The sequence below is a fragment of the Aureispira sp. CCB-E genome (assembly GCF_031326345.1).
Classification (GTDB): domain Bacteria; phylum Bacteroidota; class Bacteroidia; order Chitinophagales; family Saprospiraceae; genus Aureispira.
The window spans coordinates 1,936,363-1,952,155 of the sequence record NZ_CP133671.1; the positions used below are offsets into that span (position 1 = coordinate 1,936,363).

Here is a 15,793-nt window from a genome sequence, read left to right on the forward strand (position 1 = left end):
TATGTCAACAGAATCAGTATTTTTTGCACCGTACCCATTAAATATATATAACACTACAATTTAAATAAAAAATATTGGATCGAAATAAAATTTTATTGAGAACTGTTTTTTATAAAAGAGAAATTGACAAAAATCTTCTTCATTGTATGGGTAAACGATTATATTTGTAAGTAATTCTGTCTAAATGAGTGTGGTTGTAAATGTTTTGTATCTACAAATTAAACAACTAATAAAAATAAATTTGCCAATGTAGAAGGTGAGTTATTCAAAGGCAAAGTAGTATAGAACAAGAAGTAATTCTTTATACTTTTTTATTAATAAGTAAGTGGCAGAAAAAAATATAGCTAAAAATAGGCTTGTTTTTAGTGCTAATCGAAGGGGAACAGTGCAGCTTTAGCGGGCTAAAGCAAGATGTTTCGATGAAGAGTAGCGCAAAAAGAAAGTTGTTTTTTATATAGTTTTTTCTGAACGATTACTTAACTAGTTGTTGCTCATGAAACAGAATCAAACAATATTTTGAAAGCCTTATTGGAACAAACTTTCAAATGTATTTTTGAATTATCTATTAGTTGAGAGTTTATCTTTACAATAGTTTGTTGGAACCACACAGTCGCAATGAAGCTAACTAAAAGCAAAGCACTCATGAGGTAATCAACAAACTACAATCTTTAGATAAACTCGAATAAAATACTCTTTATAGCATGTCTAGAAAACAATTTAAGGTTGCAGGTAGTACGCATGAGAAAAAAATTACTAAAAAAGAGCGCCAACGCCTAGCCAAAGAACAACGTGCACAACTACCAAAAGAGGAAGTTGTTGTTACAGAAGAAGAAGAAGTGCAAATCAAGAACTTAGTACTTTACTCTGTCATTGGAATTGGTTTAGTTTTGGCTTTAATGTATTGGATTTTTATTTCTAATCAATAAAGAGAATAAAGTAACCTGTTTCATTTTTTAGCACAAGGTACACCTGACATTAAGGGTGTACCTTGTGCCTCTTTTACCACACTTTATACTATCAACGTGAGTCAACTTGTACAAATTAATAGTCAACGCGAATTCCAAGAGATTTACCATCGACATTTTAATGGTTTGGCCAACTATGCCTATTCGGTTCTAAAAGATAAGGATGCGGCCAAAGATGTGGTTCAAGATGTCTTCTTGGATCTTTGGAATAAACGAGAAACACTATCTATCAAAACTTCTTTGGAAGCTTATTTGATTCGGGCTGTCAAATTTAAATCGATTGATTTTATTCGCAAGGATAAAACCAAACAACAATATGTTGCTAATATGACACCTTCTGGAGTGCCACAGACCGAGTCAGATGATGGAGACGAGCGCAATGAGGATCGCAAAAAGCAGTTGTCATATGCTATTGCTCAACTGCCAGCCAAGTGTCGACAAGTTTTTTTATTGAGCCGAGTGAACGGTTATACCTACAAAGAAATTGCAGAAGAAATGGATATTTCTGCCAAAACAGTAGAAAACCAAATTTCTCGTGCCTTAAAACTGTTGCGTCAAAAGTTATCAGATCTAATGATTTTGATATTTTTTTTAAATTTCTTATAAATCTTTAGGGGGAATGTTTTTTAGAAACGACTCTTCATTGAAAGAAATATCTAAAAATGTAGTAATTGACAAATTCTATGATCTGTTAACCGTGAAAAAGAAGATTTCTACTAGAAATCTTAAAGACATATAAATCGAAAATTAAATGGAACATATTTACGCAATATTACCTAAATACTTCAACAAGCAATCTACGGCTGAAGAAAATGCGCTTGTAGAACGTTGGAGAAAAGAGCATCCAGCTGAATTTAAAGAACATAAAGCCATTTGGTCTTTAACAAAAAATGTAGAATATATTGAATTTGATTCTAAGGCATCTTGGAACGAATTACAGCCTTTGTTGAATGATTCGGCTTCCTCTACGGCAAAACCTGAAACCAAAGTGATCGGAATTGCTATGTGGAAAAAAATCGCAGTGGCAGCTGTATTTGTTCTTGTTTCTATTTTTGGAATCAATCAGTTTAACAATCGCCAGGCAGAAGAAACCGATTTGTTTGCCAATATTAATGCTGAGTTTGACAATGGTTTGAGGGGAGTGCAGTTAACGGCAGAAGCAAGTGTCGTAGAAACTACTCTTAAAAATGGGGATAAAATTTGGTTGAATAAAGGTGCAGTAGTGGAGGATATGGGCGAAAAAGATGGTCAATATGCTGTTAAAGTTCGCAAAGGAGAAGCTTTTTTTGATGTAGATTCTAAAGGAAACGAAGCCCCTTCTTTCTTTGTCCATACACATAGTGCCAAAGTTGCAGTGGTTGGAACACAATTTACAGTAACGAACAAAAAGAAAGAAACCATTATACGCGTTGTAGAAGGTGTTGTCGAAGTGATTGCTCCTGGAAGTAATATAGAAATTGAAGTGAATGCAGGCGAACAAGCGATTGTTTCTAGCAAAGGAAGTATTAAACGAATCAAGGAGTTTTCTCCAAATTTTTTAGCTTGGAAAACAGGTACATTTAAATTTGAAGCGACTTCTATACAGAAAATTGCATTGTTGTTGCAAACGTTTTATGATGTAGAAATTGAAGTGGCAGAGGGAACTGAAGGAACGCCATCTGGAGAATTTCCTGTGATGGATGTAAACGATTTATTGGAGTCCTTGACATTAGCATCTGGCTTAAAATTAGAAGTCATAGAACCCAATAAAAAATATAAAATTTCTAATCAATAATCTGCTTTATTGACGACAAGTTGTAAAGCATTGAACACAGCATCAAAATAAAAAGCACTTTCCAGATTATTTGGGAAAGTGCTTTTTTATTTTAAAAATTACTAAAGATTAGTTTAGCTTATCCAAGCTATCCAACAGCAATTGAATCTTCGCTTTACCATCTGCAAGTTTCTTGCGTTCTTTTTCAATAACTTGAGCAGGAGCTCCTTTGACAAAGCCTTCATTGCTTAATTTTTTCTCAATGCCTTTAACAAAACCTTGTTTTTGTTTGAGTTCTGCTTCTAGCTTTTTGCGTTCAGCTTCCACATCAATTTTTTGCTCAAACAAAAGGTAATATTGTTCGGTACCCGCAATAAAAGAGGCGCCTTCATGCTTGTCTTCATTCGTAAATTCAAAGCTTTTTAAGTAAGCGATTTTTTCAATCGTTTCTTTCATACCCGCTTCTTCCAAAAATTGGTGTGCTGTATCGCTATCTTTTACCAATAGCTCTAATAACTCTTTCTTAGCTAATTGACCTTTGTCACGAGCATTTCGAATAGAGCTTACTAAATCTTTTGTAATGCTCATTTTATATAGAAAATCAGCATCAAATTCGCCAGCCTTAGGCCAAGTACTTACCGTACAATCATCGCCTTCGGCACGATTATCACGTAAGTGTGCCCAAATTTCTTCCGTAACAAAAGGCATGAATGGATGCAACAACGTCATAATTTTTTCAAAGAAATCAATCGTTGTTTCAAGTGTCGCTTTATCAATTGGCTGTTGATAATCCGGTTTGATCATTTCTAAATACCAAGAGCAGAAATCTCCCCAAATAAAGTTATAAAGCGTTTTAACAGCTTCAGACAAACGCAAGCTTTCAAAACTCTTCTCCACACTTTCTAAGGTTCTATTGTATTCGTTTTCCAACCACTTGATGGCAAAAGCATTGATTTTAGCAATTTCATCGTTGGCAGGTTGGTCTACTACTTCCAATCCTTTCACCATTCGCAAGGCATTCCAGAGTTTATTGGAAAATTTACTACCTGTGCTACATAGTTCAGATTCGTTGTGAATAGATGTCTTAGTTTTATCTACAAATGGAGCATCAAAAATAACATCCCCTCCAGCAGCGGCAGCAGATAAAATACCATAGCGAACACCATCAGCACCATATTTTCTGATTAATTCCAAAGAATCAGGAGAGTTGCCCAATGATTTACTCATTTTGCGACCCAATTTATCACGTACCATTCCTGTAAAGTAAACGTGCTTAAATGGATGTACTCCTTTTTTTGCTGCCAATTCTTCACCCAATAACTCAGGTGACCATTCGTAGCCAGCCATAATCATACGAGCTACCCACAAATACATAATATCCCACCCTGTTACCAAAACATTGGTAGGGTAGTAGTATTGCAATTCTTTAGGATCTTCAAAGGCATCAAAAACAGATAAGGGCCATAGCCAAGAAGAAAACCACGTATCAACAACATCCTCTTCGCGTTCTAAATCCTCCAAAGTAAGATTTTGGTTACCTAAGCTCTCTTGAGCTTGTTTTAAAGCTTCTTCCGCTGTTTCTGCAACAAAGAACTGCTCTTTATCTTCTTTTAAATACCAAGCAGGAATTTGTTGCCCCCACCACAATTGGCGAGAAATACACCAATCTCTAACGTTTTCTGGTTTTAGCCAGTTGCGGTATGTATTGAGCATATGTTCTGGTAAAAAATCGACAGGACCATTTTCTACCGCATCCAATGCCGTAGCAGAGAGTCCCTCCATTTTTAAGAACCATTGCTTAGTTAACTTAGGCTCAACAACTGCATTGGTACGTTCTGATCGTCCAACACTATTCGAGTAATTTTCGGTTTTTACAAGGTATCCTTGAGCTTTTAAATCTTTCGCAATTTGTTTGCGGGCATCTTCTCGATCCATTCCTACATAAAAAGGACCTTTTAGGCGACCATTGTCATGCAACATATCAATCACTTCCAAATTATGACGTTGACCGATTTCGTAATCGTTCATGTCATGCGCTGGAGTTACTTTCAAAGCACCTGTTCCAAAATCCATTTTTACATATTTGTCAAAAATGATTGGAACAACACGATTGACCATAGGGATAATTACTTTTTTCCCTTTTAAATGTGTGTAACGCTCATCGTCAGGGTGGATAGCTACTGCAGCATCTGCCAAAATTGTTTCTGGACGAGTAGTTGCAATGGTGAGCCATTCATCATCTGTTCCTTCGACTTTGTAACGAACGTGATATAGTTTAGAATTCTCTTGACTATGAATAACTTCCTCGTTAGACAATACGGTTTGAGCGGAAGGGTCCCAGTTGGTCATTCTCAAACCACGATACAACAAGCCTTTTTTATATAAATCAACAAATGCTTTGATGACAGCATTGGATAGTTTTTGTTCCATGGTAAAACGTGTGCGCTCCCAGTCACAAGAAGCACCCAACATTTTGAGTTGTTCAAGGATAAGCCCACCGTATTTATCTTTCCATTCAAAGGCATATTTTAGAAATTCTTCTCTAGAAATATCACTTTTTTTAATGCCTTTTTCACGCAATAACTTAACTACCTTTGCCTCTGTAGCAATAGATGCATGGTCCGTTCCAGGAACCCAGCAAGCGTTTTTGCCTTCTAATCGAGCTTTGCGAATCAAGACGTCTTGGACGGTATTATTAAGCATATGTCCCATGTGCAAGACACCCGTTACATTAGGTGGAGGGATAACGATGGTATAAGGCTCTCGGTCATCTGGTGTAGATCGAAAATAGCCTTTGTCCATCCAATACTGATACCATTTCGACTCTACGTCTTTTGCGTTGTACTGCGTTGGCAAGGTCATGATTAAATTTTTTTATTAAAATTTTTATTAAATATCATTATTCTTTTATCAATTATACGATTGATGAAAACACAAATTTAATAAGTTTTTTACCTTTGTGAAAAATATTGTGCTTATTCTAGTTATAATACTCCGTTGCTTTTTTACGTTTTTCTATGAAAAACTAAAAAAGTATCTAATAGTAGTTCACTTTTCGAGAGCTTCATCGTTGATTATCAGTTTTTTAGATTCAAAATAGATGGAGTTGTATCCTTTTAGTAATCAAGTTGATACGATTTTTTAATGGAGTAATGCTAGTTAATTAGATACTAACATTTGATAGTGTACTAAAATCATAAAAAAAATAGATATAGAAATGAAGTTAAGTAATGTATTAATTGTATGTATTTTTATTGCAATGGGGCTAATGGCTTGTGAAACGCCAAAAGAACCTACAATCAAAGATGTTTTTCCGAAACAGTTGGATTTATTACAACATGGTATTCCAATCAAAATTCAGGCTCCTGAAGATGCTAAAGTAACCAACCGTTCTGATAATTTTATGCAGGATGTTGTTATTGAGGGAACCGATTACTATGTGCAGATATACAGTCAAGGGGCAAGTTCTCCTCAATGTACAGCTATGGCAACGGAGGCTTTGGATGACATAAAAAAAACAAACCCCACTTTTCAAAAGACTATTTTGGAAGAGGATTGTGGCTTTATATATGAAGTACAAATACCTGGAGATAGTACCAAGTGTTTTAACTTTAACTATTTTGCAGTGAAAGGAAACAAGTCGTTTAGTTTTAGTACTACAACTGGGCGACGTCAGCCTTTTAGCAAAGAAGAAGTAGAGCACATATACCAAGCTGTAAAAGAGCAAGAGTAGGCAAAAGAAGTGATTTTACATTCAATAGTTAGCTACGCTGCTACTAACATTAATAAGCCCCTAAAATAACTTGATTGTTTTAGGGGCTTATTGTTTGATAGAGCCTAGTGATCGCATGGCGGCTTTTTTATACAAAGAGACAAAATGTTTTTTTTATCCGAAAATAAAATTAGAACCCTTCTTTGTAGTTAGATATATATATGTATTGATGGTATTGTGTTGATTGTTAGTTTTTTATGACTTGGTTTTTGTCGTGAAAATCTTTAAATGGGGTAAAAAGTGTTTTTTAAGTGCCAAAGAAATGAAATATTTTTGTGGTAATCAAAAACTCTAAAATTATCAAATCCCTAAATGGATAAGCATTCATAAATTTAAAAGGTGTGCTTTTTCAATGTTTTTACCAACAATTATAAACTTAAAAATATTACTTATTATGAGATTAACCAATGCGTTATTGAGCCTATTCTTTTCATCTCTATTAATCTCTTGTGGAGGGGATACAGCCCCTAAAGATTTAGAATTGACCCAAGACGTTTCTCTTGAAAAATTTAATTTAACGGCTAAAATTCCTGGAGATTGGAAGTTAGAAGAAGATCTTAATTACGAAGATGAGTTTCGTGGTTACATTATCAAAGGGAAAAAAGATCGTATTCGCATCGAAAAGTCAGAAACAGATTGCTTTACAGAAACTTCTGTAGATGAATTTGCCGACTATATGAAAAAAGAAAATAGCAATATTGATTCTAAAAATATTCCAGCAGGAAAAGGAAGAACACCTGACAAATTAACGCCTGTAGAGACGTTGAAGTATCCTAATGGTGCTTATGGAGTTGTTTATAAAAATGAATTTACGACAGAAGTAGATGGGAAGAATAAATTTGTGGAAGAAAGTGGTGCTTATACGTTTAGCTTCAAAGGCAAAGATGGGGTTTGTTTTAAGATAGAGAACACACATTACAATGATGAAGGAGAAACTCTTCCGACAGATTTGAAGATTATAGCTGCTTTAAAATAGATGTATAAGCGATTGTATCTATGATAAAGCCACCCTTTTTAGTTTAAAATTAGCGTTTTGTAAAATGAGACTAAATTGTGCCTTTGGAGCACTTTTTAGTCTTTTTTATTGGAATAACAGATCATTTTGCCTTAGAAAGAACTAGCCGAGTTCGTCCACTAGTTCCATCCAACGCAACTCTTTTTCTTCCAAATTTTCGTTCAATTCATTCAGTTCTTTCGACAATTCAGTAATTTTTTCAGGAGTCAAATTAGTATCGTTAAATTGCGCTGTAATGTTCGCTTTTTGTTCTTCCAGTTTGCTTATTTGGCGCTCTAGGCGTTTGATTTCCTTACGTTCTTCTTGCGAAATTTTGCTAGCTGTTTTGACCGTAGGTTGTTCTGATGCCAGTTCTTTTTCTTCCGCTTTGGCTTCAATGGCTTCTTGTTTAGCTACTGCTCGATAAGCAGAATAATTACCAGGAAAATCACGAACCAAACCATCTCCTTCTAATACAAAGGTATGTTCAACAATTTTGTCCATAAAGTGACGATCATGCGATACAATTACAATACAACCAGGAAAGCTTTGTAAAAATTCTTCTAGTACTTGTAGCGTAATAATATCTAAATCATTGGTCGGCTCATCCAAAATCAAGAAGTTGGGATTTTGCATGATAATCGTTAACAAATAAAGCCGTCTGCGTTCACCACCACTTAATTTAGAGACATATGTTTGTTGTTTTTTAGAATCAAACAAAAAACGTTCACAAAGTTGCACCGCAGTCAACTTTTGCCCTTTGTGCATGGGAATGAATTCTGCAATATTGCGGATGACATCAATAACTCGATGATCTTCTTTTAAGTTCATCCCGCTTTGAGTGTAATAGCCAATAACAATCGTATCTCCAATGACAATTTTCCCAGCATCAACTTTTTCTTTGCCAACAATCATATTGAGCAAAGTTGTTTTTCCTGCACCGTTTTTACCCACAATGCCAACACGATCTCCTTTTTTGAACTTATAATCAAATCCTTTGAGAATGACGTGCTCTCCATAACTTTTATGGATGTTGTGGAGCTCTATGATTTTGCTACCCAGACGAGTCATTTTGATGTCCAAAATAACTTCTTCATTATCCAAAGAGCGTTTGGCTTTCTTTTCAACCTCAAAAAACTTATCAATTCTTGCCTTTGCCTTTGTGCCTCTAGCCTTAGGCTGACGGCGCATCCAGTCGAGCTCCTTTCTGTATAGGTTTTTTGCTTTTTCGGTAGTAGCCGCAAAATTACTTTCACGGTCTGCTTTTTTTTCTAGATAATAGGAATAGTCTCCCGTGTATTTGAAGATTTGTTGTTGATCTAATTCTAAAATTTGATTGCACACACTATCCAAAAAATACCGATCATGCGTCACCATAAATATAGTGTGTTTACCTTGTTTTAGATACTCTTCTAGCCATTCAATCATATCTAAATCCAAGTGGTTGGTCGGCTCATCTAAAATTAAGAACTCAGGAGCATCAATTAATACTTTTGCAAGAGCAACACGTTTTTTTTGTCCCCCAGAAAGCATTTTGATCTTACGATCCATGTAATCTACCTTTAGTTTGGATAGAATTTGCTTGATTTTAAACTCGTAATCCCAAGCTTGCATTCTATCCATAGCGGACATAGCTTCTTGCATTGCCTCAATATCGCTGGGATTCAGGAGGCTTTTTTCATAAGCAAGAATAGCTTTCATGATGGGGTTAGGAGAATTGTAAACAGCTTGAAAAACAGTTGCTTCTAAGTCTAGATTAGGATCTTGACTCAAATAGCCAATAGATATTTTATGATGCAGCCATACCTTTCCAGAGCTAGCTTCCTCTTTTTTCATAATAATATCCATCAAAGATGTTTTTCCTGTTCCGTTTTTGGCAATAAACGCCACTCGGTCACCTTGATTGATATAAAATGTAATATCCTCAAATAAAACTCGCTCTCCAAAAGATTTGGAAACTCCCTCTACGGTTAGGTAATTCATAATTATGTGTCTAATTGTTTGCGCTTCTCTGAGATAGAAATGGACAAACCATGATTGATAACGTGTTCTTAAAAGTAGTTGGCTAATACTTTATTTTGAACTTCAAGAAAACAAATATAAAACATATCTACCAATGCTTGTTTGTTTCTTCTCAAAAGTTTGGTTAAAGACTGAAATAATGGACTTTTGTGTAGCTTGGTAAATATTTCAATTTGAATAAAAAATAGTTAGCTGTACTGCTAACTAAAAGCAAAGCGCTCACGAAGCTAATCAACGAACTATTCAATAAAAGTACTACAATCTTTCAACAACTAATGAAAGATATGGAATTCATTAGTATTAGTATTGTAACTTTATTGGTGATTTGTAATCAAAAAAATAATTAATGCTATTTTTGTGCTGAAAGTATATGTTTTTTTAAGTTTTAGGAGTTGTTAATTAGGTGTTTATGTTGTTATTTTGTTTTTGGATATATTATTTTAGTCGAAAAAATGACTTTTATTGTATTCGTTAAATGTTAACTTTGTAATCGAATAATGAATGAAAATGCTTTGGAGGAGAGAAAATGATTGTTTATGCAATTATTTTTTAATCTTTCAAGCACAACTTTAAACAAAACGCAAAAAAAAGAACAATGAAATCAACAACCTTACTATTTAGCCTGTTTTTATGCTTAACCTTATTTGCTTGTGGTAGTTCTACAGATGGCGGAGATGCCAATACAACGACGACTCCTAAAGTAGAAGCATTGTCTTGTAGTGATTTAACCAGTCAATATGAAGAAAAAGAAGGCAAGGAAATTACTATTAAAGCCATTAGCTGGGGAACAAGCAATACGGCAACAGGGGATATATATCTAAATTTGGGAGATGAACCTTTGACTGGTATGAAACAGGCAAAAGTAGTCGCTGTTTTTCCTGCTGATAAAGAGGAAGAGGCTAAAAGTATAGCAAAAGATACCGAAGTAACCCTAACGGCAACTGTGGGAGAATCTAAATATGGAGCTATTTATTTAACAAACCCTATTGTAAAATAAGGTCTAAATGACTCCATTAGACAATCTACTGTTTTTAGTGGATGATTAATTCCCGCTATATGGGAAATAATTGATTAACAGAGTTTGAGTAGCCTTAACTTTTGTTGGGGCTACTTTTTTTTGAATAAAGATTTTTAGAAAAAAAATCTTGAATTTTAGGGGAATTGGTTCTATCAAACTACTAAAGGGTGTAGACGTTGTAGCGTTCTAATCATTTTTTAACGAAAATCCCGAAAGTAATGAGAAGTAGAAGCCAAGAGAAAGATGTGTTGGATATATTAGGGCTTTTGTAAAGCTCTAATGTGTCCGTAAAAAAAATATTTGTTTTTAGTTTAGATATTATTGCGAACGAAACGATACCCAAGGTCAACCCTGTGCCATTGGATAGTCAGATTGTTTGTGGTAATATCTTTTTTATATTTGGTTGATCAAATAGTTCGTTGAAATTTAGAAGTAGCACCGTCGGAAACTACTAGTTGATACTACTGTGTGTGTAATGGAGTAATGTTTTTTTTGATAACCGAACTAAATATCTTTAGTATCTGGATCAAACCAAGTGTGGTAGACACTCAAAACTCCGAAGTATAATAGAGAAGCAACGGACCCAACTCTTGCAATGATAAGTGCTGTTGGTAAATTGTAATTCCATTCTATCAAAACCAGCAATGCAAAATTGCTTATTAAGAATACAACTGTATTTAAAATATTGAGCTTCATGAATTTTTTGGTTCGACTAGGGTAGAGGTACTTTATTGGTACAAAGTGTAAGATAGCAAAGATCAGTACCATGATAAAATTACCAATAGGAGGAAGATTAGTTACATAATAAAGATAAAATGCTACTAAATTCCACAACACAGGAAACCCAACGAAATACATATCTCTAGAGACCATGCCCTCCTTGCCATAATAAAGAGAAGAAATAATTAGAATAATGGCAGCAGCCCAAATTCTCAAAGCATCGGGAATCATATAAACACCTCCTTCCTCTACTGGAACGCCTTTTTGGGTAGCTTCATAAATAATAAAGGCAGGGATGATGGCATAGGTGGCAAAATCAATTACATAGTCCATTGTCTTGCCCGATACATCAGGTAAAACTTCTGTTACTTTAAAAATTCTTGCGAAGGTACCGTCGACACCATCAATAATAACCGTTGCAAAAAGCATGGCAAAAGCCATAAAAAAGTCGCCATTTGCAACAGAGACAATGCCCCAAAAACCTGCAACGATTCCCGATGCAGTAAATGCGTGAACGCCCCAAGCGGCAGCTTTTTGCCCCCAAGTATAACCTGTTTGTTGTTCCATTGGTATTAATTGTTTTAGGCGAGTAAAATACAAATATTTGGCAAAATGCGAATTAGAAATCTAGAATTACATTTTTTTGTTACTTTTATAGAATTAGTTGATCGTTGCCTAAATATAAGACATCCTACATCAATACCAATTCATTGACAACCCAATGAATTAAAATTAAAAACCAATGAAAATTCCAGTTAAAGCGTTTGTTCCCACTTTAGTCATGACAGGTTTTATGTCACTTGTTGGGCTGTATATTTACTTTTTTACAGATAAAGAAGTTTTTTGGGGAGGATTTATTTCTATGCTTTTTTTTTATGGCTTAGTTTTTTTTATGGGAAGCTATATTGCTTCGCAAAAAGGAGACAATAGCAATGAGGAAGAAGTAATGTTGGCGGGGCGTTCGATTCCTTTGTGGATTGCCATTTTTACCATGAGTGCTACATGGGTAGGAGGAGGTTACATCAATGGAACAGCAGAGGCGACTTATGGGAGTGGTTTGGTTTGGGTACAAGCTCCTTGGGGGTATGCGTTAAGTTTGATTATTGGTGGACTGTTTTTTGCTAAAAAAATGCGTCGATATCAATTTAAGACAATGCTAGATCCTTTGGCGCAACGATTTGGCGAAAAAACGGCTGCATTTTTCTTTTTACCTGCTTTGAGTGGAGAAATTTTTTGGACAGCAGCCATTTTATCCGCTTTAGGCTCTACTTTTGGAGTTGTTTTGGGACTGGATCTTGAAAGTTCTATTATACTTTCTGCAATGATCGCCATTGCCTATACTGCTTTAGGAGGGCTTTGGGCGGTTGCGCTGACAGACGTAATTCAGATGGTTTTGTTGTTGCTTGGTTTGTTTATAACCATTCCTTACGCACTAGATTATGTAGGGGGATGGGACACAGCTTGGGCCGCTTATCAAGTTAAATTTGGGGCAGCTGCTTCTTTGCTGCCATCGCACGAGGCTTTGGGGGCATATTACTGGAATTGGTGGGATTATGCACTGTTGTTGATGTTTGGAGGAATACCTTGGCAAGTATATTTTCAAAGAGTATTGTCTGCAAAAGATGAGAATACAGCAAGAAGTTTGTCTGTTTTGGCTGGAGTCGTTTGCTTAATTGCTGCTATTCCGCCTATTATGATAGGTGTGGTAGGCAATGTTGCAGACTGGTCAAGCTTGGGAGGAGTACCCGAAGATAGCTTGCAAATTTTGCCTAGTGTGATGAAGGCCATGACCCCTTCTTTGGTGGCAACAATTGGATTAGGGGCTGTTGCGGCAGCGGTTATGTCTTCTGCCGATTCTTCTATTTTGTCTTCTTCTTCTATGGCAAGTTGGAACGTATATCGTCCCATTTTAAATCCAGAAGTAACTTCCGAAAAGTTAGCGAAAGTTATTCAGTCTTGTATTTGGATTGTTGGAATTGCAGCAACGCTGATAGCGTTAAGGGTCGAGAGTATTTATGATTTGTGGTATTTGTGTAGTGACTTTGTATACTGTTTGCTATTTCCTGCTTTGGTTTGTGCTTTGTTCGATCCAAAGGCAAATAAATACGGTGCTTTAGCGGGGCTAATTGTTGCTTCCATCTTGCGATTTGGAGGGGGAGATGAAACATTAGGTATTCCTACCTTTATACCTTATCCTATTACTGATGCTTCGGTAGAAATTGTGGATGGGATACGTACTTCTGTCTTATTTCCTTTTCGAACCTTGGCTATGTTATCGGGCTTGTTGAGTATCATCCTTGTTTCTAGATTAACACAAAAGCAAGCACCGCCGCAACCCTTAAAAATAGTAACTAGTCATGACAATGATTTTGATTTGAGCGAACATTTGTAATTTATAATTTGTTAGAACTAAATTCTGAACAATTACATCTCCTATTAAAGTTGGTCTTTATTAGTATAATACTCTGTTGCCTTTTTAGTTTTTATAAAACTCAAAGATACATGAAGTAAAAACATAAAAAATCAATAGAATAGTATTAATAGAGAATAATTGTTTGGTATGAATAATTATTATCCATAAATTAAACTTAAACCACAACTATGAGCGATTACAAAACGCTTGTTTTAGGCGCAACAACGAATCCTACCCGTTATGCTTATCTTGCAACACAACGACTGTTGGACAATAATATAGAGGTAATTCCTGTTGGAATTCGCAAAGGAGAAACTGCTGGGATACCTATTCAGAATGATCGACCAATCATAGAAGATGTACACACAATTACACTCTACTTAAATCCAACAGTACAAAAAGAATATTATGATTATATTCTACAACTAAAGCCTAAGCGAGTCATTTTTAATCCAGGAACAGAAAACACAGAATTGTACGGTCTTTTGAGACAAGAATTACCAGAAACTACAATAGAGGTAGCTTGCACTTTGGTTTTGCTTTCTATTGATAATTACAAAAGCTAAAAAATCGTAATTTATAGAAGTGATAAACTTATAGGTTGAATTAGAAAATTCATAAAAAAACACTATTTTTAAAACTTCATTGTCAGGAGATCAAAATGGATATTCTGCATTAAAAACCTATAGAAAAAATAATAAATATTATGGCAAAAATACTAATTATAGATGATGAACCAAGTATCCGAAGTGTCTTGAGAGATATTTTGGAAATGGAAAATTATGAAGTAGAAGAGGCGAAAGATGGTATTGATGCTTTGTCAAAGGTAAAGAAAACCAAGTTTGATGCAGCAATTTGTGATATCAAAATGCCAAAAATGGATGGGATGGAGTTATTGGAACGCATCAATATTCTAAGTCCTGACACGCCTGTTATTATGATTTCAGGACATGGCAATATAGAAACAGCTGTAGAGGCCGTTAAAAAAGGTGCCTTTGATTATATCTCGAAACCACCAGATTTAAATCGTTTATTGATTACCATTCGAAATGCGCTCGATAAATCATCGTTGGTGCAAGAAACGAAGGTCTTGAAGAAAAAAATTAAGAAAAGCGGAGGAGTACAAACGATTATTGGAGAGTCGGAAGGAATTGATAAAATTAAAGCAACTATAGATCGTGTAGCTCCTACCGATGCCCGTGTTTTGGTGACAGGACCCAACGGAACGGGGAAAGAACTGGTCGCTCGTTGGATTCATGAAAAAAGTGAGCGTGCCCAAAACCAAATTGTTGAGGTGAATTGTGCTGCTATTCCTGCTGAATTGATTGAAAGTGAGTTGTTTGGTCATGAAAAAGGCTCGTTTACTTCTGCTCATAAACAGCGTATAGGAAAGTTTGAGCAAGCGCACGGTGGAACGCTTTTTCTAGACGAAATTGGGGATATGAGTCTTTCTGCCCAAGCTAAGGTATTACGCGCCTTGCAAGAGGGAAGAATTACTCGTGTAGGTGGTGACAAGGACATAAAAGTAGATGTGCGAGTTATTGCTGCAACGAACAAAGATTTGCGCAAGGAAATTGAAGCCAAACGTTTTAGAGAAGATTTATACCATCGTTTGGCGGTGATTATTATTCAAGTTCCTTCTTTGAATGATAGAAAAGCTGACATCCCTTTGTTGGTGGATCATTTTATTGAGTCTGTTTGCAATGAGTATGGTCGCCCGAAAAAAGAAGTTGAAGCTGGCGCAATTCAATTGTTGCAAGAAGTAGATTGGACTGGAAATATTAGAGAATTAAGAAATGTAATTGAGCGTTTAATTATTCTTAGCGAACAAAAAATTACTCGTGCAGATGTTGAAAGTTTTGTGTTGCCGACAATGAAACGCCATGACCAGTTAAAGGCACTTTTTGACCGATTTGAAGATGAAGAAGCAGTACAAAAATTTGTTTCTGGAGAATACCAAAAGTATGCTAGTAATAAGGCAAAAGCTTAAAAGAAATATAAGGAAATAAAGCATTGAGCTATCTGTGGAAAACAGGTAGCTTTTTTATTTTGTTATTTTTTAAATATGTTAAGTTGTTGATAGTGTTTTGTTTGTGGGGTGTTTTGTTTTTGAGTATTCTTTGTTTTTTGTGTTTT

General features: G+C 35.4%; 12 protein-coding genes. 9 read left to right on the forward strand and 3 right to left on the reverse strand.

Annotated elements, in window-relative coordinates; all coding sequences use genetic code 11:
* The first annotated feature begins 701 nt into the window (after positions 1-701).
* From QP953_RS07325 to QP953_RS07335, 3 genes are all read left to right on the forward strand, one after another.
* Positions 702-926 (forward strand): hypothetical protein, encoded by a 225-nt coding sequence (locus tag QP953_RS07325; protein WP_052596180.1) that lies wholly within the window; start codon positions 702-704, stop codon positions 924-926.
* A gap of 96 nt (positions 927-1,022) precedes the next feature.
* The gene (locus QP953_RS07330) at positions 1,023-1,571 is read left to right on the forward strand and encodes an RNA polymerase sigma-70 factor (protein ID WP_052596182.1); all 549 of its coding nucleotides are present in this window, start codon (positions 1,023-1,025) and stop codon (positions 1,569-1,571) included.
* Between the two features lie 145 nt (positions 1,572-1,716).
* Positions 1,717-2,739 (forward strand): FecR family protein, encoded by a 1,023-nt coding sequence (locus QP953_RS07335; RefSeq protein WP_052596184.1) that lies wholly within the window; start codon positions 1,717-1,719, stop codon positions 2,737-2,739.
* A 108-nt stretch (positions 2,740-2,847) separates the two neighbouring features.
* Here QP953_RS07335 and QP953_RS07340 read toward each other — a convergent pair whose 3' ends face one another.
* On the reverse strand, positions 2,848-5,580 hold the full coding sequence (locus tag QP953_RS07340) for a valine--tRNA ligase (RefSeq protein WP_052596186.1): 2,733 nt from the start codon (positions 5,578-5,580) through the stop codon (positions 2,848-2,850).
* A 355-nt stretch (positions 5,581-5,935) separates the two neighbouring features.
* On the opposite strand from QP953_RS07340, the gene QP953_RS07345 reads away from it, so the two are divergent.
* Positions 5,936-6,451 (forward strand): hypothetical protein, encoded by a 516-nt coding sequence (locus QP953_RS07345; protein WP_052596188.1) that lies wholly within the window; start codon positions 5,936-5,938, stop codon positions 6,449-6,451.
* Between the two features lie 433 nt (positions 6,452-6,884).
* Positions 6,885-7,466 carry a hypothetical protein gene (locus QP953_RS07350; protein WP_052596190.1) on the forward strand — a complete coding sequence of 194 codons (582 nt, stop codon included), beginning with the start codon at positions 6,885-6,887 and terminating at the stop codon, positions 7,464-7,466.
* A 141-nt stretch (positions 7,467-7,607) separates the two neighbouring features.
* Here the strand turns inward: QP953_RS07350 and QP953_RS07355 are convergent, their stop codons facing one another.
* On the reverse strand, positions 7,608-9,467 hold the full coding sequence (locus tag QP953_RS07355; protein ID WP_052596193.1) for an ABC-F family ATP-binding cassette domain-containing protein: 1,860 nt from the start codon (positions 9,465-9,467) through the stop codon (positions 7,608-7,610).
* A 634-nt stretch (positions 9,468-10,101) separates the two neighbouring features.
* Between QP953_RS07355 and QP953_RS07360 the strand changes: the two genes are divergently transcribed.
* Entirely contained in the window at positions 10,102-10,503 is a 402-nt protein-coding gene (locus QP953_RS07360) for a hypothetical protein (protein WP_052596195.1), read from the forward strand.
* A gap of 525 nt (positions 10,504-11,028) precedes the next feature.
* Here QP953_RS07360 and QP953_RS07365 read toward each other — a convergent pair.
* Positions 11,029-11,811, reverse strand: a complete 783-nt coding sequence (locus tag QP953_RS07365) for a phosphatidylcholine/phosphatidylserine synthase (RefSeq protein WP_052596197.1) — start codon at positions 11,809-11,811, stop codon at positions 11,029-11,031.
* Positions 11,812-11,986: 175 nt separating this feature from the next.
* On the opposite strand from QP953_RS07365, the gene QP953_RS07370 reads away from it, so the two are divergent.
* The 3 genes from QP953_RS07370 (at position 11,987) to QP953_RS07380 (ending at position 15,647) form a co-directional block, all read left to right on the forward strand.
* Positions 11,987-13,636 carry a sodium:solute symporter family protein gene (locus QP953_RS07370; RefSeq protein ID WP_309554480.1) on the forward strand — a complete coding sequence of 550 codons (1,650 nt, stop codon included), beginning with the start codon at positions 11,987-11,989 and terminating at the stop codon, positions 13,634-13,636.
* A gap of 209 nt (positions 13,637-13,845) precedes the next feature.
* Entirely contained in the window at positions 13,846-14,223 is a 378-nt protein-coding gene (locus QP953_RS07375; RefSeq protein ID WP_052596201.1) for a CoA-binding protein, read from the forward strand.
* Between the two features lie 140 nt (positions 14,224-14,363).
* Positions 14,364-15,647: a sigma-54 dependent transcriptional regulator gene (locus QP953_RS07380; RefSeq protein ID WP_052596203.1), complete on the forward strand. Its 1,284-nt coding sequence runs from the start codon at positions 14,364-14,366 to the stop codon at positions 15,645-15,647.
* Positions 15,648-15,793 lie beyond the last annotated feature (146 nt).